The organism is Diaphorobacter sp. JS3050, assembly GCF_013154915.1.
Lineage (GTDB): Bacteria > Pseudomonadota > Gammaproteobacteria > Burkholderiales > Burkholderiaceae_C > Diaphorobacter > Diaphorobacter nitroreducens.
The window spans coordinates 2,079,155-2,104,008 of the sequence record NZ_CP053553.1; the positions used below are offsets into that span (position 1 = coordinate 2,079,155).

The following is a 24,854-nucleotide window of genomic DNA, read 5'->3' on the forward strand; positions in this document are numbered from 1 at the left end:
TCCTTTGCCCCTTCCCAACCCTTTGGCCTTTGTCGGAAGCCTTTGGGTATAGGGCCGCTGCTGCGCGGGTGCCACGATGAATGCGGCATGGGGCAATCCCGGCAAGTGGGGCGCTGCGGGATGTTCGTCAGCTCTGGCCCAAGCCGGTGTCGAGGGCGGCGGATTGCGCTGCGAAGTCGTCGGGACGGCGCTTGCGGAAGGTTTCGAGATTGGCGAGCTTCCAGCGCAGTGCCGGCAGTTGCGCGGCGTGCGGGCATTGCACCAGCGACCAGTCCGGTTCTGCGCGCGCCAGCCCGCTCAGAAACTGCTTGTGCGCGGTGCTTGTATCTTTAAACCAGACCAGCGCGGTAGAGTCTGAACGCCGTTGAGGCGGCCAGACCGGCCCGTGCAGTTTGGTAGGCGCTGGGGTGATAGAGCCCGTGACTGAGTACAGAACGCATGGCCGCCGCGCTGGTCTTCGTGAAGCCCGAACGGTTACGCGCGCCTTGATTGAGCGCGCATGCACAAGCAAGGGATCTGAAGATCATGTCTGTTACCTCTGTGACGGTGGGCATCGACGTGGCCAAGGCGCACGTGGATGTCTGTGTGCTGGGTGCCAAGAGCAGCGCCCAGCGGTTTGACAACGATGCCGAAGGCCACTCGGCGCTGGCGGCTGCCCTGCAGCCCCTGGACGTGGGTCTGGTGGTGATGGAGGCCACCGGCGGCTACGAGGCCGCGTTAGCGTGTGCCCTGCAGGCCACAGGCCTGCCCGTGGCGGTCATCAACCCGCGCCAGGCGCGCGACTTCGCCAAATCCATGGGACGCCTGGCCAAGACCGACGCGGTGGATGCGCGCACGCTGGCCGAGCTGGCAGCGGTGCTGCTGCGCCGCGACGATCTGCAGCGCTTCTTGCGCCCCCTGGCCGATGAGCGCCAGCAGTGGCTCGCGGCCCTGGTCACGCGCAGGCGCCAGTTGCTGACCATGCTCCATTCGGAGCGCCAACGGCTGCAGATCACGCCCAAGAAGCTGCACGCCAGCATCGAGGCCATCGAGGCGGCGATCAAGGCGCAGCTCGATGAGATCGAAGAGCAGATGGTCACGCATGTGCGCGAGCACTTTGGGGAGCTCGACACGCTGCTGCAGTCGGCTGCGGGAGTCGGCCCGGTGGCCAGTGCCACGATGATTGCCGAGCTGCCAGAGCTGGGCCGGCTGAACCGGCGCGAGATCGCTGCATTGGTGGGCGTGGCGCCCATGGCCAATGACTCCGGCGGCAGCAAGGGCAGGCGGCGCGTACAAGGCGGGCGCTTCGAGATCCGCCGCGTGCTGTACATGGCAACGCTCACGGCCACCCGCTACAACCCGGCCATCAAGGCCTTCTACGAGCGTCTGAAGGCCGCTGGCAAGTTGCCCAAGGTCGCCCTGGTCGCTTGCATGCGCAAGTTGCTCACCACGCTCAACGCCATGGTGCGCACTGGAAAACCTTGGGACAAGTCGCTTCATTGCGCTTGACTTCGAAGACGGTTACTCAGTCGCTGTGGCAGCTCGCGCCGCAGCCTGCCGCGAGCGTCGAGCAGTGTCTCCAGGGAACAGTCCACTTCGGTCATGCCGACAAAGGCCCGCTCGTACTCGCCGGCGATGTCCTTGTCGTTGCCGAACAGCACTTCGTGAGGCGGCCGGTTGTGGCCCGCCAGATAGATCACGAAGCACTCGACCATGCCGTCGCTGATGTCGCCCGACTCAAAGAGCTGCCACACGTCGAACAGGTCGCGGGGGTGCTGCCGATCCAGCGCGGCCACCAGCTTGCTCGCGTACAGCTCGTCCGGTGCCAGAACCGGCAGATCGAACTCGACGCCGAACAGATCGCTGGTCCTGGCGCTCAGCGGCCGCCGCTCGACGGGCAGCACGCTGCCGCGGAACACGACATTGACCTCGATCTTCACCTGGCTGGCGTCGTTCTCGACGATCAGCTTGGTGTCGCCCAGGTCCTTGGCGCGAACCAGGCGTGTCTGCACGCCCAGTGGCGCAACGCGCGTGGCGATGGCGGCCAGCTCCTGGTTGATGGCTTGCAGCGCTTCGTCGCGCGGCGTCTGCCACGGGAGGTACACCACGTCGATGTCCACCGACAGGCGCGGCATGTCCCGCACGAAGAGGTTGATGGCCGTGCCACCCTTCATGGCGAAGATGTCGTTGGCGAACACGTCGGGCGCGACGGCCAGCAGCAGGCGAACGGTGTCCGCGTAGGTCTTATCCATGAGGTCTCAGGCTCAGCAAGGTGCCGTCATCGAGCCGGCTCATCCAACGCGTGTTGCTGCCGGTGCGAACCGGGTACTGCTCCAGCAGGGCATCGACATCCACGAGGCTGGTCTCGCGCGCCCAGGTAAGGAACAGGCGCACGGCCTTCACGCTGGCGCAGCAGGACAGCAGTTGCCCGAGCAAGTCCTTGCGGGGGGAACGCAGTCCATCGAAGAGGTTGCGGGCCTCTTCGAGGCTCTGCTTGACGCCGGCTTCGTACAGCAGCTCCAGCACGGCACGCTCGGGGGCTGCCACCCGCAGATCCTCGGGCAGGCCAGGCGGCGTGGTCAGGGTCTTGCCGGCCAGCGCCGTGTCCGGCCAGTCGAACAGGCGGGCGTGGACGTAGCGGGCCGGAAAGCGCGAAGTGAACCAGGCCGGCAACGCGAAGCGACCGTCGCCCCACAGCACCAGCGCCTCCCGGCTGCCCAGGTTGTGCCGCACCCCCTGCAGGGCCAGGGCGCTCTTGCCGCCGACGTGCAGGCCGGGCACGCGCTGTTGCAGGAACTTCAGCGCACCGTAGACCCCGAACTCATCGTTCGGGAAGGCATAGACGCCATGGGCCAGGCGCACGAGCCACCCGCCGTCGGCATAGTGGGCGGCGAGCTGGGGCGACACCCCGAACTGGCTCAGGGTGGCAAGGTCGAACGGCGCCCCACGGGGGAGTCCCGCCTGCAGTCGCTTGATTACCTGGTGCCGAGAATTTCCATTCATGCTATAAAAATAACACAGAATCCAATCGACCCTAGAGCCATTGCAAGAACGTGCAGGGAAAGTAGCATAAGGTTTGATTTATCGCTCAGAATCTAATCGACCTGCGGCCCGAGCCAACCCGGCTCTGCCGGCCGCAACCCGCCCTCCTGATCGCGGTCTATGCTGGAGGGCAGGCCACGACCGGCCGCTCCGCGAGGTGAGGCACCACTGAAGCCGAGGCATATGAGCATGAGCACCAACACGCACAACGGGCGCTGGAGCCACCGGCTGGGCCGGGGGGCTGGCCGTGCCTGGCGTGGATACCTCCGCCGCGAGCAGCGTGTCGCCGGCTGGCTGGTGACGCGCGGGGTACCCGCGGGCGCGGCGACGGCGGTGCTCTGGATCGTCAAGCTGGCCGTACTTGGCATGCTGCTATACACCGTATCCTGGCTCGTCCTGCTGCTGGCCTTTGCGGTGGTCGCCGCATGGCTCGCGCGGAACGCCGACGAGGACGACGAGAAGCAGCCGGAACTTAGAGACGGACACTCGGGCGTCGGCCTGTACGACAAAGATGACTGGCGGATCGACATGGGCGATCCCGACGAGCCGTAGCTGCCGCATCAACGCGAGAGAGTGCTCCTTACTTCGCAGCACCTTTCGATACAGCCGTCATCGCAAGGCGAGAGCCACTACCCCCAGCCGACTTCGCATCGGACGTGCCAGTGATAAGACCGCCCAGGAAGTTTCCGGCGCGAACGCCTGCCCATCCGAGTGCCATGACCCAGAACGTCGGCAACACGATGAACATCGTTGCCATGACGAAGTTCAGCAGCATGTCACCGAACGCATTGTTCAGGCCGATCAATGGGTCGAAGTTGGCGTGCGGCCTGTCCGCGCCAAACCCCCAGCCGTAGAGCGCATCCAGGATCGTGCTGTCGATCCAGCGCGCGAGCTGGAACCAGAAGTCCACGAAGAACAGCGCGAACTGGACGCAGCTCACCGTCACCACCGTCTTCAGGTCGTAGGTGCCGATCAGCAGCACCAGTGGGATGCAGATGACGAGCGCCATCTTGAGCATGGTCAGCACCATCGGCAGCGCCTGGCGCACCACGTCCATTGCCGGAAAAAAGCCCAGCGAGCCGACGGTCAACCCCAGGTCGCTCGCGCCGCGCGTGACGACGTTCGGCAGCGTCTTGTCGATCTGGCCGCCGTAGTCGGTGTAGACGGCGCCCTGGTTCATCTTCTGCTGCCTCGGTGAGACCACGGCGCGGATCACCGAGTCATTGACCTCGCTCTGCGACAGGAATCCCACCCAGCGCCCGATGCGGGTCAGCAGGTCCGGGTCGACCTGTGCCAGCAGCCGGCTGCGCAGTCCCTGGCCGCCATCGGCCCACCACTGCCGGCAGGATGGATAGCCGCCGCCGCTGCCCACCTGTGCCAGCCCCGCATCGCGGGTCGCGTCGTAGGGCCAGGCCGTGCGTGGGGTCTTGGCGCGATAGGTGTCATAGAAGCCGGGCGTGTCGAGGAAGTAACTCGATCCGATCCAGGTGACGTCGTTCATCTGCTCGTCGGAGAGCGTCGGCCGGTTCATGAACAGCTTGGCGCGCGACGGCCCGTAGCAGTCGTGCGTGAAGTCGGCGACCTCCTGTGCCAGCACCGGATCGTCGATGCGCGTGGCATCCACATCCATGCGAATCTGACGCAGGTCCGTGCCGCAGGGAATCGCCGCCACCGCGGAGCCCGTCACGGCTTTCGACAGCGCGTGCATGAAGAACCACCACACCGGCACCAGCGCGCTCTGGTCGTTGAGCGCCGTGTAGACGTTGGACCAGCCCGTGTCGTTGGGCAGCGGGACACTGACCTGGCATTGCGCGGAGCGCGTGGTGTCGAACCTGATCGTGGCGAGATCCACCGGGATGAACGGGATGCCGGCGAACATGATGACCACGATCGCCACCCACACCCGGTTCTCGATGCGCATCGACGACAGCACGCCCTTGTTGCCTTCGTCCGCACCTTCGCTGCGGGCCTTGAGCCACTCCTGGATCACGATGGCCACGAACGGCAGCGCGAACACGCCGCTGGCCACGAGGATGCTCCAGATGCCGTTGTTGACCACCCAAGCCACCAGGGTCAGGTAATACTCCAAGTAGTCCGTGGTGTAGAGCGTCATGCCTGCCTCCCGGTCTCAGCCGTGCCGCAGCAGCTGGCTGGCTTCCAGCGCGACCACGGCGATGACGGCCGCGATCTCCGTGCGCAGCAGGCGCTGATGCGTCTCGCGGGACGGCTCCCGCCGCAACAGGCGCCGACGCATCCACCACCAGCCGTAAGCCGTCGCTCCGTAGAGGCACAGACGCCACACGAAGAAGTGGCCGGCGTGCGCCTGCAGCCAGTGCTGCCAGCCCTCGACGCCGCCGACCACGTGGATGCCGGCGATGTTCACCGCCACCGCGGCGGCGACCACCAGCAAGGTCCACAGCAGCGCCACGCCGACGCGGCGGTTGAACAGCCATGGCAGCCGCAGCCAGGCGAGCCGGCTCATGGCGTACCGCTCCGCGGCTTCTGGACTTCCCGCAGACGGTCGCGCGTGGTGTCGCCCTCGAAGACGCCGCGCGAGCCGGCAGCGCGGGTACTGTGGCGCTGGATGATCGCCATCGCCGAGTTGCCGGCCAGCGTGCGGCGCAGCTCCAGCTCGGTCTTGAGGTTGTTGATCTCCTGCTCCAGCGCGCTGTTCTCCTGGTCCACCGCCTGCACGGCGAGCTCGTTGGCGGCGACGTTCGGCTCCTTCTTGCCGGTCAGCAACGTGCGTTGCAGCAGCAAGGCCTTCTCCAGCACGCTGGACAGCGCAGCCTCGGACGCGAGGCGCCGGCCCAGCACGTCCTGGTCGGGCTCGTCACGCAGGGCCTCGATCACGCCGCGGGTGATCGGCAGCGAGCTGCTGCCGGCCGCGTCGAGATTGGCCAGTGTCGTCGGCCGGGCGCCCGTCACCAGTTCCTGCAACACCTGCAGCTTGGTCTCGTACTCTTCCTGGATCACTGGCGTGAGCCCGACGCCAGGCGTGGTCTGGGTCTTCGTGCAGTTTTCGCAGGTGCGTTGCTCGCGTTCGCCCAGCACGCGGTTCGCAAAGGCCGCGGCCGCGCCAGGCGACGACCAGGTCTGGCAGGTCAGGCGGTTGCCGCAGGCGCTGCGCGCGATCGACGAGGTATCGGTGGCGCTGCGCCCGTTGAGCAGGTTGTAGCCCGCGCGCGTCACGTCGCCGACCACCTTGATCGAACTCTGGCCGGAGCCGCCCGCGTTGCCGCCGCCGACCCAGGGCACGCCGTTGTTCCCTTTGTTGGACTCGGCCTGCTCGATGGCGGAGACGGCATCGGTGCTGCTGACCGCATCCCGCAGCGCCATCCCTTCGGCGAGCTGGTCCCAGCCGGCCTGGCCGCCGGCCATGTCCGCCATACGATTGGCGATGGCGCGGCAGGTCATCTTCGAGCGGTCGAAATCCAGGCGCGCCTGCAGGATGCCGTTGGTGAGCAGGTTGTACAGGCCCGGGTCGGCGCGCTGGATGATCAGGGCCGGCAGCGAGGCCACGGCGCTGGTGGCATTCTGGATCACGTTGCTCATGATCGTCTGGAAGCCGTTGGTGATGCCGTTGAGCTGGTTCTGCAGCGTCGTGGTGATGCTCATGTCGCCGCAGATCAGGTTGCTGTTCCAGCCGACGCCGACGCCGATGCTCTGCATGTTGCCGGCACCCCCCATCGACACGGCCCGGCCGCCGCCGATGCTGTAGAGCACGTCGTCGCCGATCACGCTGCCGCTGACGTTCACGCCATTGGGATCGATGCGGGTCTGCGCCCAGGCGACGCCGACGGCCAGCGTGATGGCCGCCACGAGCAGCGTGGCCCGCAGGGGCGATTTCGCGCGGCGCAGGAAGTCAGGGAGGGAGGCGTTCATCGTGGGTTCCTCACATGAAATCGACGCTGCCGAGGAAGACCTGGCCACGGCGCCGGCAGCAGGAGTACGGCCGCCACAGGGCCCAGGCGTAGTCGCCTTGCTGGGCCTGCACGCGGGTGCGGCTGTGCGGGAAAACCACGCAACTGTTCGAGAGCGTGGGCGTCAGCTCCTGCCACTTGCCCGTCGAGGCGTCGGTCTCCATCAACGCGCCGGCCGGCCAGTAGCCGTCGCGGGCGTTGGCCAGCAGAGGCTGGTACACGTGAATCTGGTTGCGGCGCGTCACAATGTCGCCCGCGCGCTGCGCGACCACGGCGCCGCTCTTGTGGTCGTCGGTCTGGTGCAGGAAGCCACCGCGGGGATACACGTTGCCCCAGAGGTTCAGGCCGGTGCGCGTACCGATTTCGCGCCGGCCGGGGATGAGCGCTTCGGGGTAGAACGCTTCCGGGATGTTGTAGCGCCAGGCGATCGTGTCGAGCGTGCTCAGCAGATACGGCATGAAGGCCGTGCCAGCGCCTTCGCAGGTGTAGCCGGAGGCGCTGGCGAACTGGCTGAACACCAGCCCGGCCGGATGGCCGATGACATCGGCGTTCTTGAACTTGGCGAGGTTGTTCTCGTTGTCGTGGTTGGTCGTGCCGTCACCGCCCGCCTTGGCGGTCGGGTTGGGCATGCTCATCGCCCTGACCTCCAGCCACGGGTTTTCGCCGGTGTTCGAGTAGCTCGACACCACCGCATCGGGGACGTAGTGGCGCACCTTGACGGAAGTGCGAACCGAGCAGCCGAAGGGCGTGCAGTACAGCCAGTAGCAGATACCGACCACGCGGTATTCGAGGCAGTCGGGGGACAGCGCCGACGAGACGATGGTGGCGGTGTCCAGGGCGAACGTCGACGTGGCCGTGCTCAGCAGCAGCGAGGCGACGGTGGCGCGCAGGCGCCGGGATGCCAGCAGGAGACTCATGGCTGCGTGCTCCGGTAGGCGTTGATGCGCGCGACAGCGCGTGCCACGTCGGGCTCGCCGTAGACCACGTAGCGTCGATCGACCACCACGGCGGGAATCTTGGCGATGCCCAGTCCCCAGGCATCCGCAACACCTTGGTAGGCGTGGCCGATGCGGCGTTGAAGGGCCTCGCCGCCGTCATGCAACCGCTGCCGCACCACGGCTGCGGCCTGTTGCGGGTCGGCCGGCAGGTGCGCGGCGAGTTCGACCTCGATGCGCGTGGCCTGGTCCAGCTCGATGATCCGCACGCCGGCCGGGGCCTGCACCGGATGACGGCTGTCGGTGACGACGAGCACGTCGGCTGCTGCAGTCTGGGTAAACATGAACAGCACTGCCCACAGTCCGGGCGCAATGCTGATGGTCGGCAGCCGGGGCGAAGCCTTGAAGACGGGGGCCGGCATATCGGGCGTCCTTGGAGTCGATCAAAGTCACAGTCGACTTCAAGTGCCGATCTAGCGCGACAAAGAAACCGCATCCGGCCCCTGCCGGTTTCATACCCTATGCCGTTGTGAGCGTTGTGATTGCCTCCTGTCGGAGGCGGAGATCAGGTGCGGGACGCTGAGGTGCCCGCGAACCCAAGAAACGCATGCTGTAAGCGAATCGGCATCGACGGCTTGGAGCGTGCATGTAGGCTCTGCCAAGTCCCGTCACTGATGTCGCTCGGGGCGAGGCGATCTACCGAGCGCGAAACTCTTCTCAAGTAAGCGTTGACGCCATCCGCGGATTCCGAAGGAGCGCCGGCAAGAACGTACCCCACCATGAAGCCGATAGCATGGTTCTCGCCGTACTTCTCCTGGATGAATCGATCCATGCCCTCGACGACGTACTCTCGACACAAGTGAGTGTCCGACCCGGCGATTCGTTTGCATTCGATGATCGCGTGCGGATCATGCTCCTGCGTGCGCAAGAAAATTTCGACGAACGCCAGCGGGATGTCGGTACGTCCGTCTGGCAGCATCACGTTGCTTTTGGATCGCGATTCCGTGCCAGGCAGCACCATGATCTGCTTCCACGGGGAGTTCTTCAGCGCAATGCGCATCCCGTCCCGCAGGCGCTCGGTCATGATTACCTCTCCAGCGTTGGCATTCACGTCCTCGGCTGCGCATGCTCGCTGCCAACCTGCGGCCAGTGTCAGCAGAATGACCGCCACAACCTCGGGCTCAAGTTCAATGAACTCTCTGCCCAGTGCAGGAGGTGCCTCATAGGGGATCCTCAAACTTTGCCCCCTGAAAAGCTCTCCGCGACCACTGCATCGGCATCTTCCAGTGCCGCTATGCCCATCCAGTAGCGCCGCGCTGCTGGCTTGATGATCACGACTTCGTTGCGTCCGTGTACTCGCAATTCCCGCTCTGCACTGAGCGCGGTCGCAATCTTGACTTTCAGGCGCCTGCCGATACGTGCCAGTACTTCACCCAATTCGCCTTGTGGTGCCACGACGCTCACGCTCGCATTACCCGGCCCTTCTTCCAAGACAAAGCGCACGACGCGCAAGGCCGAACTGCTTGGCAAGTCGAGCACTTCGGCGCGCATGTGCCGCTTATTGCGAACGGAAAGCCAATCCTCGATAACGGACAGGAACGTCTTGGCATACGCCGTGACCTCAGTACGACTGTCCGATGGCTCCACGGATGATTCGCGGCCGGTTTCCCATTGCCACCCGGCGCGAAGGAGGCCGTCTCGAATGACAGTTCGGTCGGCATCGTTCAGTTCGTACAGATCGAAGACAGCTTCGTCCAGTTCAGCCCATCCCCTCTCGTCGGTGCCGTTGGCGCGCAGATTCTTCTCAATCTGCAGCAGGCGCTGGCCAGCCTCAGATTTCACTGCGCTCGTGAAATTAGGCACCGGTAGGAAGCTGAGGTCGCGAGCCAGCAGCTTCCTCTTGTAGATTCCAAACTCTGCAGCGGTCAGATAGAAGAACCATGTCGCAAAAGCAGAACTCAACACGGTGGCAAGCAAATGTGCCGTCCGCGTGTGCCCTCTCGGAAGAGACACTGCGAAGTATGAGTTCGTGAAGACGAGATCCCGCTCGGAGACGGCCGCCAAGACGCGTGGACTCCCCAGAAGCATTTCCTTCACGATGAGAAGCGGGGCTTGATATATCTCCCGCGATCGTGGCCATTGTGCCTTCGATTGGCTGAAAGTCGGCAAATCATCGGGAATGTTGAAGTGCTGCATGTCTTTGACTTGCAGTACATCCAATCCTTTTAGCGGGCGAGCATCGCGCGTCTGATTCTCTGGGGCCCCGCGAATCAATCCAACCTGGAAGGTAGTGTCGAGTAATGAGAGTTGCTCGCCCAGATTTCTGTGGGCCGAAGTCAAGTCATCCAGCAATAGGAGGTCACGGCGCCGGCCAACGGCTGCTGCCTTGAGCTTCAACGGCTGTTCTTGGATTTCGTCGAGTGTCAAAGTGATGACGTCACTCGGCGCCACCTCGAACGAATGAGTCCTTGCACCGCTGGGCGTCCACGGGATCTGAACGACCGTGACCTGATCCGTTCGCTGCTTCGGTCGATGACGGGCAAAGAGAACCACTGCGGGCATGGCCGCTGTCGCGAAGAGCCAACTGCACAAATTGGACAGATTTACCAAGGTGATCGGAGCCACGGCTCGCATCACATGCTGAGCTGCTGCCATGCCGGTGCCGCTGCGGCTGAAGAACGGCATCGCGCTAAGAATGATGCCGAAACGGGTCTTCTCATGTGAGAACTCCGCCGCTCGCAACACGAAATCCAAGCCTTCACCGCGCGGTTGCGCAGGTACGCCCGCAACCCTGGTCTTGCGCCGCGCTTCGGTTCCTGTCTGCCCCTTAACAGGCCGTTGAAAAATCCCCCGCCGACGCCCGCGTTGGCCGCTACGATCTGAAGCCATCGGTGAACGACCCAGACGAGGACGATGAGAGGCAGTCAAGATTTCCAGGGGGCGATGTTCAGCTACATCAGCCTTGAAGAGCGCGTGCCGCAGGCACACCCGCTGCGCAAGTTGCGCGCGGTGGTTGATGCGCTGCTGGCAACCATGAACCGCGAGTTCGAAGCGGTGTACGCCCGCCGTGGCCGCCCATCGGTGCCACCGGAGATGCTGCTCAAGGCCTTGCTGCTGCAGATCCTGTTCTCCATCCGCAGCGAGCGCCAGTTGGTCGAAGCGATCAACTACAACCTGCTGTACCGCTGGTTCGTGGGCCTGAACATCGAAGACAAGGTCTGGGACCACTCCACTTTCAGCGCCAACCGCGAACGTCTGTTCAACGAAGACCTCGCCCGCGCCTTCTTCGAGCGCGTCAAGCTCAGTGCCCAGTGGGGCAAGCTCGCCAGCGACGAGCACTTCAGCGTGGACGGCACGCTCATTGACGCCTGGGCCTCGCACAAGAGCTTCAAGCGCAAAGACGACGACAGCGGCACGCCGCCTGGGCGCAACCCCGAGGTGGACTTCAAGGGGCAGGAGCGCTGCAACGACACCCACGAGAGCACCACGGACGCCGATGCCCGGCTGTTCAAGAAGAGCCAGGGCGACAAATCCCGCCTGTGCCACATGGGGCACATCCTCATGGAGAACCGCAACGGGCTGATCGTGGATGTCGAGATCACCCACGCCAGCGGCACGGCCGAGCGCGAGGCGGCGCTGGCCATGTTGGAGCGTCGGGGCAACAGGAACAAACGGGCCACGGTCGGTGCCGACAAGGGCTACGACAGCAAGGCCTTCATCAAAGGCTGCAGAAAGCTCAAAGTCACGCCCCACGTGGCGGCCAAGGACAAACACTCGGCGGTGGATGCGCGAGTGACACGGCACGAGGGCTACAAGACCAGCCTGAAGGTGCGCAAGCGCATCGAAGAGGCCTTTGGCTGGATCAAGACCGTCGGTGGTCTGGCAAAGACCAAGCTGATCGGTCAGGCCAAGCTCACGGGCCAGGCGCTGCTGTGCTTTGCCACCTACAACCTTGTGCGAATGGGCAGCATCGGCGGCTGGTGGGACGCGCATCATGCGTGAGCCCAGGGATACGTGCGCCCGAAATGGGCGGGAGGGCCTGCAAACCGGCCAGATGGGCCGTTGCAATCGCTGCGCAGACGCGTCTGGGCAGCTCGTGTCTTCGCACTCAGCGTCCCTGATGCGTTCGAAAAGCACTTTTTCAACGGCCTGCTAAAGCTCCAAGGGGGATTGCCCACGATAAGGTCGAACTGCTTCAGCCCTGTCGGCGTCGCCAGCACGGCCTTGCCATCTCCATCACGTTCGACAGTACGAGCGTCACCGACGAGCAATGTCCTGCCGATCAATGGCTGGAACTTCAGGGACTGCGGTGGTTGCGGGTCAGGGTCCAGCTCAAGCGCAGCCAGGTACAGGCTGAACGCAGCGACGCGAATCGCGGCTTCGCTAATGTCTACGCCATACACCTGCCCGTAGAGCGTCGAGCGGATCAGCTCCCTCGTGGGCGGCTGACCTTGCGAGCGAAGATGAACCAAGCGCCGCAGCGCTTCGACCAGGAAGACACCGGAGCCGCACGTCAAATCCAGCACCGACTCCCGTCCAGATAGACCATCCATGACCTCATCGAGGACCAGCGAGACGACGGACAGTCGCGTGTAGTGCACGCCGTTTCGCAACGCTTCTGTGCGCTTTCCTCCAGTCTGCGGCTCAGCATGTGCAAACTGCTCGTAGATCGAGCTGATGAGCTCGACCGGAATCACGTCGAACTGGTACGGGAAGAAGCTGAGTTGCCCGCTTTCAGGATCGACAGCCTCCAGGAACTCCGCAACCCGCGTCAAATGGTGAGCTGCTGGTGTCGTTTTCACCGACGAGGGCGGAAACATATCGCCGTTGAAGGTCTGGGCCAGCCATGCGAACAGCTTGCTGGTCGCTGGCCGGTCGCGCAGGATCGCCGGCAACGCCGTGCGGCCGCATACCCGCTTCAACCGCGCCGCACTGACGATCTCGCGGTCAATCAGGTACTGGGTGAAGATCACGCGCCCAATCAAGGCCTGCGCCGCATCGCGCGCGAGATTGCCTGCGACCAAATCGCGTTCGAGACATCCAAGGTCAGACAGGAGCTTCTGATCGACGCTGGTCTTGCGATCGATGGCCGGCACCTGGGCCCAGAATTGGCCCGTCTCGATCGCCAGTCGGCCGGCCAACTCGTCCAGTTCATGAAGCGAACCTTCGATGTTCTCGAAACGCCGAATCAAATGTCTCTGGGCATCGCCTTCTTTCGCGGGTGTGCCGAAACCGTTGTACAGGTCGATACGCTGCGGCGAGATCACCCACAGCAACGGCGCGAACCCCTCGTTCCAGACCTCTCGTCGCCACTGGCTGACCAGATCGTCTGCAGGCGCGCTTTGCTCAAACTTGAAGTAGACGGTCAACGACGACGCGCTGCGCCACAATGCGTCCGGAACAAAAACGCGGCCGTGGCGCGAGGACTGCGCCTCGGCCCCCAACCGAAGACCGGGCGCGGGTTGCCCGTCCGGCAGGTAGCCGGTTGCGGCGAGCACCTGTTCCAGCGTGGCAGTGTTCACGCCCTACTCCGGATAGCTTCGGGTGGAAACGGCAACGCTGCCTGGCTCGGCGTCGGGACGATCGGCAGCATGTGCTGCTGAAGCCGCATGATCAACGGATCGAGCGGGATGACGAGAGTCGGTTGCGTCGGCGCCGGTCCAATCCCCTCGGGGCCGATATTGCACAGGGTCGCCGAAGTGGCCGTCACGAACGCCACGGACCCATTCAGCGCCAATGCGCTACTCGTGCCCAGCAACCGAAAGAGCGCGTCAACGCCGACGCTGACGGTGGCGATGTGCACTCCCAACGAGCTGACCAACTCATTGGTAACGGCCAAGCCTAGGAGATCCGCGAAGGTGAATCGGGCAGCCTTCCCGGTCTTGGACGCCAAGTAGGGCACGGTCTTGCGCCAATGCCGCACCGTTTCGACGGACACGCCGGTTAGCGTGCGCATCTGGTCCTGAGTGTACTGGATGGCGGTGACGGCAGACATTCGCGTTGCTGGCAACTAGAAAATATGCAGATTCTGCCATGCAAAGGTGTGCTTCTCAACAGGTAAAGGCCGGTTCAGCCGCCTATCCCACAAGCCTTCCAAGCTTCCGAAAGTCGCGACCATCAGAGCGCATCGCGAACGTGTGGATAGGGGCAAGACGCAAGGCGCCCCCGGAAGGGGCGCCTGCGGACTACAACAAGCCGGCTTCGGCGAACGAGTACGGGCTGCCCTTGCCGACGATGAAGTGATCCAGCACCCGGACATCGACGGTGGCCAGGGCGCTCTTCAGCCGCTCGGTGATCACACGATCAGCGGCCGAGGGCTCGGTGTTCCCCGAGGGATGCTGATGCGCCAGGATCAGCGCCGAAGCGTTGAGCGCCAGCGCACGCTGGACCACCACCCTCGGATACACCGAAGTCTGGTCGACCGTGCCCTTGAACAGCGGCTCGTAGGCGAGCACCTGGTGCTGGTTGTCGAGAAACACGACGGCGAAGATTTCGTTCGGCTCCGCGACCAGTTTCAGGCGCAGGTAGTCGCGCACGGCGGCGGGACTGCCCAGCGCCGGACCGGCCTTGAACACGCGGTTCTCCAGCAGGGTGATGGCCTGCTGGATGATCCAGTCTTCGTGCTGGGCGGCGATCAGGGTGAGCGACTCCGGGCGGGAGTCGGCGATGGCAAGAGACATGGCGAACCTCCAATGGATGAGATCGGAGGGCGCCTGCCCCAGGAGGGCACACCCTCCGGGGGACGATGGGGATGGAACAGGTGACGAGCGGGCATCCACCACCGCGGATGCGGTGGCTGTTCGCGTCAAGGGATGCGATGCGAACGGGTTTCGATCAACGCGGACGAGCCGCGCCGCAGCCTTGAAGATCGATGGCTACCTGGGCATGTCACCGGCGACGCCGGCGGGCATGTCTGGGGAATGGGCGGGTTCGGCCGCGGTCGTGCTGCCGGCGGCGAGCAGGTCGATGGCCGACAGCAAGGCATCGCCTTCGACGGGACCGTGCAGCAGGAGGGTCTTGCCGGACTCGCGGTCGCGCAGTTGCAGGGCCGGCGTGGCCGCGATGCCCTGCTGTGCTGCTTCCGCCGCCTGGGCACGGATGACGGCATCGGGGCGCTCGCTGTCGAGACAACCCTGCATGGCCGGCGTGAGGTCGGGATAGCGCAGGCCCTCCGGCAGGCCCTGGCCGTCGCCACGGGTGTTTGCGTAGAGCCAGGCCACTGCCTGCCAAAGCGCGGCGTGTCCGCCCGTCTCGCCCGCGCACTCGGCCAGGCGTGCCCCGGCAGTCGCGGCCGGCTCGTGCATGGACAGCGGCAGGTGGTGCCACTGCCAGTTCACATCGGGATGGCCGTCGATCCAGCGCTTGAGTTCGGGGAAGTAGGCCCGGCAGTACGGACACTCCAGGTCGGCGTAGCCGACCACCGTGAAGCGCGCATCGGCACGGCCATACAGCCAGGGCGGGCCAGCCGGTTTCGGCCCCTCGGACCCGGCGGCGGCCAGGGGCATAGACTCGGTTGCCGGATGCGGCGCGCGCAGCAGCATCCACGAGGCAACCGCAATCGTCACCACGATCAGCAGACCGATCCAGGGATGACGGCGGGCGAATGAGGGCAGGCGCATCGTGTCGCTCCCGTCAGGCCAACGTATCCAGCGCCAGCGGTTCGATGCCCCGCGCACGGTCGATCTTCTCGGCCACGCGGAAGGCGGCGTCCAGCTCGCTGATGCCGTGCTGCTGCATCAACTGGAAGCGTTCGGCCTTCTCTTCGGGCTCGGTCATCGCCATCGCCAGGTAGAGGCTGGGCGGCACGGCGCGGAACAGCACTTCCATCGACTTGGACAGGATGACGCCCTCGCTGAACTTGCCGGCCTCCTTGCGGGCCGAGAGCATCAGCGCCTTCTGCGAAGCGTTGAGTTCGCGGAAGCGCGCGATCTTCTCGACTTCATCGGGCGGCATCGACAGGCAGATCCACCACTCGATCATGTTGAGCATGGGCTCGGCCGCTTTCGGCAGGTCGTCCAGGTTCTGCGTGGCGAGCCAGAACCAGGCGCCGAGCTTGCGCCACATCTTGGTGATCTTGACCACGTAGGGCGCGAGCAGCGGGTTCTTCGTGATGATGTGGCCTTCGTCCGTCACGTTGATGATCGGGCGGCCCAGGAACTGGTCGCGCTCGGCGATGTTGTTGACGGTGTTGATGAGCGAGATGTAGGCAATCGAGAGTTGGGCGTTGTAGCCCTCGCGCGCGAAGGTGGCGAGATCCACGATGGTGATGTCCGCCTCGGGCCACGGCGTGCCGGACCGGTCGAACATCTCGCCGTCCACGCCTTGGCAGAACATGTCCATGGCGTCGGCCATCTCCAGCAGCCGTGCGCGCCGCATCTCAGGCAGCGTGGCGTCGCGGGCGCGCTCGCGCAGCGCCTCGCGCACGTCGCGGGTCAGTACCGTGCGCTTCTCCGCTACGCAGCGCTGGGCCGCATCGAGGATGCACTGGCGGATCAGGCTGCGATCGGCGCGCGTCATGCGCGCTTCTTCCTTGTCCTCGCCGCCGGTGATCATCAGCCGCGCAGTGATCTCCAGCTCGCCGAGCACGTCGCGCTGCTCGTCGCCTTCCACGGCCATGCCGGCATCGGACTGGTCTTCGTCGAGCGCATCGGCGTCCAGCGTCTGTACCTGGCTCGGCGTATCGACCAGACGCCAGGCGTCGGCGAACGGAGCCAGACTGACGCCCGCGCCGGGCGCGAGCTTCACGCGATGCACGGTGAGGCCCAATCGTGCCGCGAAGTCGCCGAACAGGCCGAAGCTGTTGCCAGCCTCGACGATGAACAGACGCGGCCGATAGATCGCCGTGACTTGGTTCAGGATGTTGTTGAGCGTCGCGCTCTTGCCCGAACCCGTGGGGCCGAACAGGAACAGGTGCGCGTTCATCTGCCGGTCGAGGCGGTTCAACGGATCGAAGGTGATCGGGCCGCCGCCGCGGTTGAAGAACGTGATGCCCGGATGCCCCGTTCCCTGGCTGCGGCCCCAGACCGGCGCTAGTGTAGTGTTTGATTCTTAATGAAACTTAATTGAGCAACCACGCTCCAATGCTCTACTACGGTTTGCATTGGAGTGAAAAATTGCGAGTTGCCCCGACGATTGTGTTGACGGATGAAGAGGAAAGCGAGCTGAGCCGGCTGGCGCGCTCCAAGCGCACCAGCGTCAGATTGGCCCAGCGCGCCCAGATCGTGCTGCTGGCCGCGCAGGGGCTGCAAAACAAGGATATTGCCGAGCAGCTTGGCATTGGGCGCGTGCAGGTGGCGCGCTGGCGTGAACGCTACCTGCAATTGGGGCTGCAAGGTATCGAGCGCGACTTGCCGCGCGGCGCACCGCCGGTGAAGGTGGATGTGGCCAAGCTTGTGAAGCTAACCACACAGACCAAGCCCGAGGCGGCCACGCACTGGAGCACGCGCACGATGGCCGCTGAGTTGGGCGTCAGCGCCAGCACCGTGATGCGCCATTGGCAGGCCCACGGTCTCAAGCCTCACATCGTGCGCGGCTTCAAGGTCTCGCGCGATCCGCAGTTCGTGCAAAAGCTCGAAGACATCGTGGGGCTTTACATGTCGCCGCCCGAGCATGCGCTGGTGCTGTGCTGCGACGAAAAGAGCCAGGTGCAGGCGCTGGACCGAACGCAGCCCGGGCTGCCGCTCAAGAAGGGGCGCGCGGCCACCATGACGCACGACTACAAGCGCAACGGCACAACCACCTTGTTCGCTGCGCTCAACGTGCTCAACGGTCAGGTCATCGGCCAGTGCCAGCAGCGCCACACCCACATCGAGTGGCTGAAGTTCCTGCGTCAAATCAATCGGGAGACGCCCAAGGACAAGACGCTGCATCTGATCGCCGACAACTACGCCACGCACAAGCATCCAGCTGTGCAGGAGTGGCTGGCCAAGCACCCCAGATTCAACATGCACTTCACGCCGACCTCGGCATCGTGGCTGAACATGGTCGAGCGCTTCTTTCGCGACATCTCCGAGAACCGGCTACGCCGCGGGGTGTTCACCAGCGTGCCCGAACTCGTCTCGGCCATCGATGAGTACATCGCGCATCACAACACCAACCCCAAGCCGTTCATCTGGACCAAGAACGCTCGCGACATCCTGCAAAAGGTCATCCGCGCCAATAGCCGATTAAGTTCCAAACAGAATGCAACACTACACTAGGTTCGCCGCATGTTGCGCGAACATGAGCTGGGTGTACCACTGGCGCTTGTCGGCAGCCGGATCGAACACGCACGGCAGCCAGCGCAGATAGCTGTTCAGCGGCGCCACCTCGTCCTCTTCGCGTACCGGTTGCAGGCCGGCGTTGAGCATCACGTTGACGAGCTGCAGGCCGCGCGCATCGAGCTGGGCCAAGTCGCGGCCGCGCAGGTAGAACGCCAGCGCGCCGCGGTAGAGCTTGTGCGCGCTGCCGATCAGGCCGCGCGCCTGCTGCACGTCCTGGCGGGCCTGCTCCGAGGCCAGGGTCTCACCGACGGCCTTCCTGGCGAGGTGGTTGAGGTGCGCCTCCAGCACGTCCTGGGGCGTGGCGACCAGCGTCAGGCACATCACCGTGTCCTCGGGTATCTGGTCGAACAGCGCGTTCATGGCATCGCCGCCTTTGCGCGTCTCGCCCGTCAGATGGCCCGTCACGGGTGGCGTGCGCAGGCGATCCATCACGATCACCCGATGCGGCATGCCGTCGAAGAACCACAGGCCGTTGGGCACGTCCGAACGGGGCTCGCCGAAGAACAGGCGCTGCGCGAAGTCGGTGCCGCTGGCGAGTTCGATCTCGCCCTCCTCCCGCTCTTCCGGGTAGCGGGTCAGCGCGTAGAAGCGTTCCCGGTCTTCGGCAGTGGCGCCGAGCAGGGTCGGATTCGGGTTGAACCAGCGCAGCAGCCAGGCGTGGATGTCCGCCGCGCCGAGACGCCGAGCCTTCACGCCGGCATTCGCCAGCCCGCCGGCGAGGCGGTCGCAGATCGTGGTCAGCGCCTGCTCGGGCGACTGGCCGCGCCGCGGGGCCGGGGCCGCGGACGTGCGGCGGTAGACCACCATGCGCACGCGCCGCACCTGGCCGCGCCACGGCAGGCGCGTCACCGTGGTGTCCTCGAACAGGCCGCCCGGCTTGGCGATGGCCCGCAGGTGATGGGCGAAGAAGCGCAGGTAGAAGTCGCTGAACGCGCTGCCCTGCGCACGCGGCTGCAGATAGTTCGCCAGGGAGCGCAGATAGTTGTCCCAGTCGGCCTCGTCCTGGGCGTAGAGCTGCACCACCCAGGGGTTGTCGTCCAACTCGTCAAAGGAGTCCTGCAGGGCGTTCTCCAGCGCATCGCGCGCCTGCCACAGCCAGGCCATCTCGCGGCCCTCGGTGCCGACCGGCGCCAGTTCGAAGAAGGCCGCCACCGACTGGCCGTCTTCCAGCAACATGCACTTGCTGCCGGGCAGGTACTCAACCCAGGGCAGCAAGTCCGCGAACGACGGCGCGACGCCATAGAGCGCATCGTGGTCGTCCTGGGTGGCCGGCCTGCGCCGGCCCCGGACGAGCGCGCTGCCCGGCTCGGCGACACCCTGTGCCGCCAGCGCCGTCACGTGCCGCGCCCAGGCATCATCGGTCGCATCCGCGGCGTCAACAGGCGATGCGTCGGACTTGCGTGACCACGGCAGCGACCAGGCCATCAGTAGTCCTCCACGCGCTCGCCCGGCATCGCGTACTGCACGCGCTGGTAGAGCGGGAACACCGTGCTGTAGCCGGGCACCGGCACCGGGTCGGTGCCCGCCAGGTGCGGGAATACGTACATCACCAGGTCGGGGTTCGGCAGGCGGTGGAACTTGCGGTAAATCTCGTTCTGCGCGGTACGGGTGTAGCGCGCCTGCACGCCGGGCGCCGCCTGCACATCGGCCTCGGTCAGCGGCCGGCGCAGGCCCTGGCGCGCGTCGAGCAGTTGCCGCGCGGCCTGGCCGCCGCCCGCGCTGCCGCCGGTCTCCTGATGCCAGATGTCGAGCATGGTGCTGTCGCCGTGCGGCAGCAGCTTCTCCTTGCTGGTGGCGCAGCCGCCGAGCAGAGTGGCCGCCAGCAGCACGGCGGCCGCGTCAATCCAGATCCGAGGCATGGGCTTCTCCGGTGCGGTGGTGGACCCGACGCCCCTTGGCGTCGTAGTCGATGTCGAGCGGCTGCTCCAGATGCACGGCCACCCTGGCGCCCGGCTGCACGTAGACCGCCGCGAAGGCCTGGCCGTAGAGCTTGTTGACCCAATCGGCCATGTCGCGCACGCCGCCCGCGAGGATGCGGCCCATCGCTTCGTTGCCGCTGATGCCGACGGTGCCCAGCGAGCCGTTGCTGTTGGCGACCACGGCCACGCTGCCGTTGTCGGACTTGATGAGCGAAGCGGCGCCCGCGCCGGCCGCGGTGATGAGCGCCTGGCTGCCCAGGTACTGCTGGGCGTTGCTGCGCCGCTCGCCGCTGACGCAGGGAATGCCGTAGGGGTCGCTGATCCAGCCCAGGCCGCCTTGGATGCTGGCGCCGTTGTGACCCGCGTTGCCGCCGCTGCTACCGCCCTTGCTACTGTCCTCCGGCACCGTGCGGATGGTGCCGTCCTGGAATACGAACGTGACCGAGCGGATTTGCCCGCGCACGCACGAGAGCGTCCAGTCGCCCGAGGCCGTGCCGCTGACCACGGCGCCGGCCACGTCGGGGATGTCGATGCCGTTGGCCGTGAGGTTGTCCGGGCCGATCAGCACCTTGAACGGATAGGGATCGTTGACGGTTCCATCGATCGGCACGCGCCCGATCAGCGCCGTCATGGCAACCGACCCCATGAGCGTCGAGTTCGATGGCACGGTGTAGACAGCCTTCGTGGATGCGCCCACCGCGCGGCTGCCGACGTCGGCGACGGATTCCACTGCGGCCGACAGGCTTTTCTGGGCCGGCCCGAAGCTCAGGGGAAAGCTCGGCTCCTTGCTGCCGTTCTTGGCGTCGACCTTGGCATCGTCGGGCTCGACCCACTGCGTGCCACCGGCGCCGCGGTCGAAGCGCTGGCCGTCACCCTCTTCGAGCCCCAGTCCGACGGGCAGGTCGGACGGGCCACCCTTGCCGGCAAGGCCGTCCAGTTGCCGCTGCAGATCCTGCAGCAGCCCCTGGGTCTGCTGCCTGTCGCTGGCCACCTGGTTGCGTTCCTGCTCCAGGCGGTTGCGTTCGCCTTCCAGCGCGCTCTGGATGCGCTGGTCGATCGCGCTTTCCCGCGCACGCAGGCGCTCGTTCTCGGCCTTGTGCTGCTTGTTGTCGCCGAGCGCGCTCTGCAGCTCCGTGCGCAACTGCTTCACCTGGGCCACCAGCGTGGCAACGGTATCGCGCGGCGTGTCGCCTGCGATGCCCAGGGCTTTCATCTCCTCGGGCGTGAGCGTACTGGCCGCGCCCTTGGGGGCGGGTTGGCCGCCGGGGGCGCCGGAGAACAGTTTGATGCCGACGAACACCAGCAGCAGCGCCATCGGAATCAGCAGCCACTTGAGCAGCGGATTACTCTTCATCGCGCGCTCCTCCGGTCGAGCCGGCCGCGGCGGCCGGCGGCAGGTTCACGGCGGCGTCGATCGGGCTCAGCGCCGGCAGCAGCGACTCGGCCAGGCCGTGGCCGCGCGTGACCAGGTAAAGCACCGTGGTGTCGGACGGGGTGCCGGCCGGCCCCAGGTTCGGATGCTGGAAGGTCGCCGCCACGAAGTTCCCCTGCAGGGCGCGCGGGTCGAGGTCGAGCCAGCGCGCGGCGGTGTTGGTGAGTCGCACGGCCGTTACCCACTGGTCTTCCAGGCGCCACGCGGCCAGTGCCCGCGCGTGCACCGGCAGCGTCGGCAGCAAAGTGTCCAGCGCGAGGTCGCGGCGCAGGTTCACGCGCCCGATGCCGGCGACCGGCTCGACGGTGCGCAGCGGCGCGTACAGGTTCTGTGCGGCATGGCGCGTCAGCACGACCGGTACCGGCGTTTCGCGCCGGGGAACGGATTTGTCTACGGGCGCATCGGCCTGCTCGTCCGCGCCGCTTGCTGCACCGCCTCCGTAGCGCTTCGCCGGGGCTTCCGCTTCCACGATGCGCACCGGTTCCAGCGGCGCCTGGCCGTCCTTCGCCGGCTCGGCGGCGATGTCGAGCAGGATCAGCGCGCCGGATTCCACGTCCTGCAGTTGCAGCCGCGTGGGCGGAATCGGCTCGCTCGCCCGCAAGTAGATCGCGCCGCCCGCACTCTGCACACGCAGGTGGTCGCCGACGCTGGCCGGCACGCCGACACGCACATTGCGGTCGATGAAGACCACGCGCTCCTGGCCGACCACCAGCGGCACCGGCAGGGGCAGGCGCTCCCAGCGCAGGATTTCCACGGCCTGGCCGCCCGGCACGAAACCGAGGGTCAGCAGGACGCCGGCCAGGGCCGACAAGGCAACGGGCTTCATGGGGAGTCTCCCTGCAGGTGGCCGGAGGCGTTGGCGGGCGCGCCGGCCTGGGTCGGCGTCGGCGGCGTTTCGATGCGCTGGGGTGCGCTGGCGTAGCAGTCCAGCGCCAGGCCAAAGGGGTTGTGCTCGGGGTCGATGTCCAGCCGGACGACCTTGATGGGGTAGCGCACCAGGGCGCGCTTGACCTGCTCGGAGCCGTAGTATTCGTCCGCGCTCACGTCGAGCGTGACGATCCAATCGCGGTCGGAGACCACCTTGACGCGCATGGCAGGATCATCGCCGTAGCCGCGGCCGGGAATCTCGTAGATGCCGCGCACGCGCTGACGCAGCTCGCCGCTGGCGCGCCGGTACTCGTAGTCCTGTTGCAGGAAGGCCCGGCAGCTCGGCGTCAGGTAGGCCGACAGCGTGCGCAGGTTGCGTGGGTAGTCCTCTTCGCCGTTCGTCGGCCAGCGCTGCACCTGTTGCCAGATGTAGAACGAGAAGGCATACACGCTCTCGGGCGGCACGTCCCACCACTTGCGCGTGCTGCCCGATCGCAGGTCCGGCGGCACATGGATGGTCAGACTCTTTGGCGCACTCCACCAACCGAAGCCGAGCAGCAGCGCCACCACGAACAACGCGCCGGCCCCCAGGCGCAGCGTCTTCACGTGCGCCTGCAGGCGCGCAACCTCGTTCCTGAAACGGCTCATGGCGCACCTCGATCGGCGTTGCGCCGGGTAGTCCAGTAGCCCGAGCGCGTGATGAGGCGCTGGCCGCCCAGGTACGCCGCCAGCGCCGGATGCCGCAGGGCCAGCCGCCACTGGAGCTGGCGGTACAGCCAGGTATCGGGCCGGCCGCGCTTCTGCGCGCGCAGGAAGCCTCCGCCGACGAAGACGCCCAGTGCGATGCCGGCGACGATCAGCGTGGGCACCATGGCGATGCTGTGCGTGAGCCAGGCCAGCGGCAGGCCGAGCGCGAATCCGGCGGCGGCCGACAGGCCGGTGCAGACCCACAACTCGTCGGCGGTCAGCCCGCGCACGACCACCGGCTGGCGGTTCAGCCGGTGCGGCAGGAAGGTCACCAGCGTGTCGCGCGGGGTCTCCGAAGGGACGGCCATCGCTTGCCGCCCTTACAGCACGCCGGTGGCCTCGGTGAGCAGCCAGATGCCCACCACCAGGAGGATCGCGCCCACGGCGACCGTCAGGCCGAACTGGCCCCAGGTGGCGCGGCCGGTGTGGATCTCCGAGTAGCGCGTGTAGGCGTGATAGCAGACACCGACGAACATCGAGGCGACCACGAGCAGCGCGATCAGCAGCACGATGTCGTAGCCGTAGTTCTGCAAGGTCTGAAGGATGCCGCTGCCCTGGCCGCGCGATGGGTCTTCCATGGTCGGCAGGCCTTGCGCGAAGGTCGCCAGCGGCAGGCCCGCAAGCGCCAGCGCCAGCAGCGGTGCGGCGATACGGGACTGAATGCGATGGAATGTCGGTGGCATGTTCATGGCGTATGGCCTTTCGTGACGGTCAGGAGAGGAGGAAGAAGGTCAGCACCAGGTACATCGCGACGAAGCGCACGACGACACCCAGGAACTGGCGTTGGGACAGGCGCTGCTCGGCCCAGCCGACGTAGGCCGTGCGCATGGCCCACACGCCCCACAAGAGCAGCACGGCGAACACGAAGCCCAGCACCACGGCAGAGACGGCCGAAGGTGCAAAGCCGCCGTTGGCCTGGAAGGCGGCGACCTGATCGGCAGAGGGCGTCATGGCGATGGCTCCTCGTCGTCGGGGCGGTCGCGGCGGACGTAGTCGCCGGCCAGCGGCACGGGATCGCGCGGCTGGGCGCGCTGGGGCACGAGGTAGTCCTGCAGGCCGGCGCGAACGCGCCTCAGGTCTGCGTGCAGCCGGGCGTAGTCGAAGTGGTAGCGGGCGCGCGCCTGCGGCGCTGTGTTGCCGGCGTGCTCGGCCAGGCGGTCGATCAGGTCGAGCTGGCGGGCGAGGGCGGCGAGCTGCTCACACTCCGGGGTGTCGTCGGCAATGGCGGGTTGCACGGCCGGGAGCAACACGACCAACAGCATGGCCAACGAAGGCCATGCGGATGTGCGGCGGTTGGTCTGTCCCATCGTGCCCTTCCCCGTTTGATGGCACGATGCTGTGGCACGCTCTCGCTTTGCGCCGCAGAGAATGGGAACTACGGCATGACCGGATTCCCAGGGCGAACCGGCCATCAACCGCCTAGGCTCCCCGGATCGCGCAGTTGGCCACCGCCTACCGCGGCTCGGTAGAAGTGGCTAAACTTGGCAATTGAAATCCACGAAAGCCCAGATCGGATGGTTTCCGGATGACTGAAGTCGAGAGCGAGATCCTCACGCTGGAGGAGGTCGCGGCCTACCTCAAGGCCGGGAAACGGACGGTCTATCGCCTCGCCCAGAAAGGAGAGATTCCGGCGTTCAAGCTTGGAGGAACCTGGCGCTTTCGCAGCTCGGAGCTGGATCGCTGGATCGCGGAAAACATCAACAAGAAGAAGCCTGAGGCAGGGTGAGCGTGCGCCAAGTCGGCAACCG

The 24,854-nt window shown here is 65.9% G+C and carries 25 protein-coding genes and 4 pseudogenes; 5 read left to right on the plus strand and 24 right to left on the minus strand.

Annotated features, from left to right (window positions below):
- Window positions 1-127: 127 nt before the first annotated feature.
- Window positions 128-322: pseudogene (locus HND92_RS10050) on the minus strand (nucleotidyl transferase AbiEii/AbiGii toxin family protein); the annotation flags it as partial.
- Between the two features lie 203 nt (window positions 323-525).
- On the opposite strand from HND92_RS10050, the gene HND92_RS10055 reads away from it, so the two are divergent.
- Window positions 526-1,488, plus strand: a complete 963-nt coding sequence (locus tag HND92_RS10055) for an IS110 family transposase (RefSeq protein ID WP_011804582.1) — start codon at window positions 526-528, stop codon at window positions 1,486-1,488.
- A 2-nt stretch (window positions 1,489-1,490) separates the two neighbouring features.
- Here the strand turns inward: HND92_RS10055 and HND92_RS10060 are convergent.
- Together HND92_RS10060 and HND92_RS10065 are read right to left on the minus strand one after the other, a co-directional pair.
- A pseudogene (locus tag HND92_RS10060) lies at window positions 1,491-2,231 on the minus strand (nucleotidyl transferase AbiEii/AbiGii toxin family protein); the annotation flags it as partial.
- Entirely contained in the window at window positions 2,224-2,982 is a 759-nt protein-coding gene (locus HND92_RS10065; RefSeq protein WP_017462895.1) for a type IV toxin-antitoxin system AbiEi family antitoxin domain-containing protein, read from the minus strand. The gene HND92_RS10065 and the pseudogene HND92_RS10060, both read right to left, overlap by 8 nt.
- A 222-nt stretch (window positions 2,983-3,204) precedes the next feature.
- On the opposite strand from HND92_RS10065, the gene HND92_RS10070 reads away from it, so the two are divergent.
- Window positions 3,205-3,573: a DUF3742 family protein gene (locus HND92_RS10070; RefSeq protein WP_017462896.1), complete on the plus strand. Its 369-nt coding sequence runs from the start codon at window positions 3,205-3,207 to the stop codon at window positions 3,571-3,573.
- A 28-nt stretch (window positions 3,574-3,601) separates the two neighbouring features.
- Here HND92_RS10070 and HND92_RS10075 read toward each other — a convergent pair whose 3' ends face one another.
- The 7 genes from HND92_RS10075 to HND92_RS10105 all read right to left on the minus strand — a co-directional run bounded on the left by HND92_RS10075 (window position 3,602) and on the right by HND92_RS10105 (window position 10,633).
- Complete coding sequence (locus HND92_RS10075) at window positions 3,602-5,134, minus strand: conjugal transfer protein TraG N-terminal domain-containing protein (protein ID WP_017462897.1); 1,533 nt, start codon at window positions 5,132-5,134, stop codon at window positions 3,602-3,604.
- Between the two features lie 15 nt (window positions 5,135-5,149).
- Complete coding sequence (locus HND92_RS10080; RefSeq protein ID WP_003292115.1) at window positions 5,150-5,503, minus strand: hypothetical protein; 354 nt, start codon at window positions 5,501-5,503, stop codon at window positions 5,150-5,152.
- Window positions 5,500-6,906 carry an integrating conjugative element protein gene (locus HND92_RS10085; RefSeq protein ID WP_172206896.1) on the minus strand — a complete coding sequence of 469 codons (1,407 nt, stop codon included), beginning with the start codon at window positions 6,904-6,906 and terminating at the stop codon, window positions 5,500-5,502. The genes HND92_RS10080 and HND92_RS10085 overlap by 4 nt, the downstream gene beginning before the upstream one ends.
- 10 nt (window positions 6,907-6,916) lie before the next feature.
- Entirely contained in the window at window positions 6,917-7,861 is a 945-nt protein-coding gene (locus tag HND92_RS10090) for a TIGR03756 family integrating conjugative element protein (protein ID WP_016851975.1), read from the minus strand.
- Window positions 7,858-8,301: a TIGR03757 family integrating conjugative element protein gene (locus HND92_RS10095; protein ID WP_172206897.1), complete on the minus strand. Its 444-nt coding sequence runs from the start codon at window positions 8,299-8,301 to the stop codon at window positions 7,858-7,860. Before HND92_RS10095 ends, HND92_RS10090 begins: the two co-directional genes overlap by 4 nt.
- Window positions 8,302-8,444: 143 nt before the next feature.
- A complete protein-coding gene (locus HND92_RS10100) occupies window positions 8,445-8,963 on the minus strand; it encodes a hypothetical protein (protein ID WP_017462901.1) in 519 nt (172 codons plus the stop codon).
- A 149-nt stretch (window positions 8,964-9,112) separates the two neighbouring features.
- On the minus strand, window positions 9,113-10,633 hold the full coding sequence (locus HND92_RS10105; protein ID WP_253939997.1) for a hypothetical protein: 1,521 nt from the start codon (window positions 10,631-10,633) through the stop codon (window positions 9,113-9,115).
- Window positions 10,634-10,792: 159 nt separating this feature from the next.
- Between HND92_RS10105 and HND92_RS10110 the strand changes: the two genes are divergently transcribed.
- Entirely contained in the window at window positions 10,793-11,881 is a 1,089-nt protein-coding gene (locus HND92_RS10110) for an IS5-like element ISDisp1 family transposase (RefSeq protein WP_011803559.1), read from the plus strand.
- On the opposite strand, the gene HND92_RS10115 is transcribed toward HND92_RS10110, so the two are convergent.
- The 5 genes and pseudogenes from HND92_RS10115 to HND92_RS10135 all read right to left on the minus strand — a co-directional run.
- On the minus strand, window positions 11,872-13,401 hold the full coding sequence (locus HND92_RS10115; RefSeq protein ID WP_253939998.1) for an N-6 DNA methylase: 1,530 nt from the start codon (window positions 13,399-13,401) through the stop codon (window positions 11,872-11,874). The two genes, HND92_RS10110 and HND92_RS10115, sit on opposite strands and share 10 nt — an antisense overlap.
- Window positions 13,398-13,874 carry a MerR family transcriptional regulator gene (locus tag HND92_RS10120; protein WP_172206898.1) on the minus strand — a complete coding sequence of 159 codons (477 nt, stop codon included), beginning with the start codon at window positions 13,872-13,874 and terminating at the stop codon, window positions 13,398-13,400. Before HND92_RS10120 ends, HND92_RS10115 begins: the two co-directional genes overlap by 4 nt.
- 190 nt (window positions 13,875-14,064) lie before the next feature.
- The gene (gene radC, locus HND92_RS10125) at window positions 14,065-14,559 is read right to left on the minus strand and encodes a DNA repair protein RadC (protein ID WP_003140985.1); all 495 of its coding nucleotides are present in this window, start codon (window positions 14,557-14,559) and stop codon (window positions 14,065-14,067) included.
- Window positions 14,560-14,754: 195 nt separating this feature from the next.
- Complete coding sequence (locus HND92_RS10130) at window positions 14,755-15,498, minus strand: DsbA family protein (protein WP_172206899.1); 744 nt, start codon at window positions 15,496-15,498, stop codon at window positions 14,755-14,757.
- Between the two features lie 13 nt (window positions 15,499-15,511).
- Window positions 15,512-16,912 (minus strand): annotated as a pseudogene (locus tag HND92_RS10135) (conjugative transfer ATPase); the annotation flags it as partial.
- A gap of 47 nt (window positions 16,913-16,959) precedes the next feature.
- Here HND92_RS10135 and HND92_RS10140 point away from each other — a divergent pair.
- Entirely contained in the window at window positions 16,960-18,078 is a 1,119-nt protein-coding gene (locus HND92_RS10140) for an IS630 family transposase (RefSeq protein ID WP_231403305.1), read from the plus strand.
- Here HND92_RS10140 and HND92_RS10145 read toward each other — a convergent pair.
- From HND92_RS10145 to HND92_RS10185, 9 genes and pseudogenes are all read right to left on the minus strand, one after another.
- Window positions 18,076-19,566: pseudogene (locus tag HND92_RS10145) on the minus strand (conjugative transfer ATPase); the annotation flags it as partial. The gene HND92_RS10140 and the pseudogene HND92_RS10145 overlap by 3 nt on opposite strands.
- Window positions 19,566-20,000 (minus strand): TIGR03751 family conjugal transfer lipoprotein, encoded by a 435-nt coding sequence (locus HND92_RS10150; RefSeq protein WP_034005108.1) that lies wholly within the window; start codon window positions 19,998-20,000, stop codon window positions 19,566-19,568. The gene HND92_RS10150 and the pseudogene HND92_RS10145, both read right to left, overlap by 1 nt.
- Complete coding sequence (locus tag HND92_RS10155; RefSeq protein WP_172206900.1) at window positions 19,981-21,414, minus strand: TIGR03752 family integrating conjugative element protein; 1,434 nt, start codon at window positions 21,412-21,414, stop codon at window positions 19,981-19,983. The genes HND92_RS10150 and HND92_RS10155 overlap by 20 nt, the downstream gene beginning before the upstream one ends.
- Complete coding sequence (locus tag HND92_RS10160; protein ID WP_172206901.1) at window positions 21,404-22,318, minus strand: TIGR03749 family integrating conjugative element protein; 915 nt, start codon at window positions 22,316-22,318, stop codon at window positions 21,404-21,406. The genes HND92_RS10155 and HND92_RS10160 overlap by 11 nt, the downstream gene beginning before the upstream one ends.
- Window positions 22,315-23,007, minus strand: coding sequence for a PFL_4703 family integrating conjugative element protein (locus HND92_RS10165; protein WP_172206902.1), 693 nt, complete (start codon window positions 23,005-23,007; stop codon window positions 22,315-22,317). The genes HND92_RS10160 and HND92_RS10165 overlap by 4 nt, the downstream gene beginning before the upstream one ends.
- On the minus strand, window positions 23,004-23,414 hold the full coding sequence (locus tag HND92_RS10170; RefSeq protein ID WP_172206903.1) for a TIGR03750 family conjugal transfer protein: 411 nt from the start codon (window positions 23,412-23,414) through the stop codon (window positions 23,004-23,006). The genes HND92_RS10165 and HND92_RS10170 overlap by 4 nt, the downstream gene beginning before the upstream one ends.
- Window positions 23,415-23,426: 12 nt before the next feature.
- Window positions 23,427-23,795: a TIGR03745 family integrating conjugative element membrane protein gene (locus tag HND92_RS10175; protein WP_172206904.1), complete on the minus strand. Its 369-nt coding sequence runs from the start codon at window positions 23,793-23,795 to the stop codon at window positions 23,427-23,429.
- Between the two features lie 22 nt (window positions 23,796-23,817).
- Window positions 23,818-24,057 carry a TIGR03758 family integrating conjugative element protein gene (locus tag HND92_RS10180; RefSeq protein WP_172206905.1) on the minus strand — a complete coding sequence of 80 codons (240 nt, stop codon included), beginning with the start codon at window positions 24,055-24,057 and terminating at the stop codon, window positions 23,818-23,820.
- Window positions 24,054-24,413 (minus strand): RAQPRD family integrative conjugative element protein, encoded by a 360-nt coding sequence (locus tag HND92_RS10185; protein WP_172206906.1) that lies wholly within the window; start codon window positions 24,411-24,413, stop codon window positions 24,054-24,056. The genes HND92_RS10180 and HND92_RS10185 overlap by 4 nt, the downstream gene beginning before the upstream one ends.
- A 218-nt stretch (window positions 24,414-24,631) precedes the next feature.
- Between HND92_RS10185 and HND92_RS10190 the strand changes: the two genes are divergently transcribed.
- Window positions 24,632-24,832, plus strand: coding sequence for a helix-turn-helix domain-containing protein (locus HND92_RS10190; RefSeq protein ID WP_172206907.1), 201 nt, complete (start codon window positions 24,632-24,634; stop codon window positions 24,830-24,832).
- Window positions 24,833-24,854: the final 22 nt, after the last annotated feature.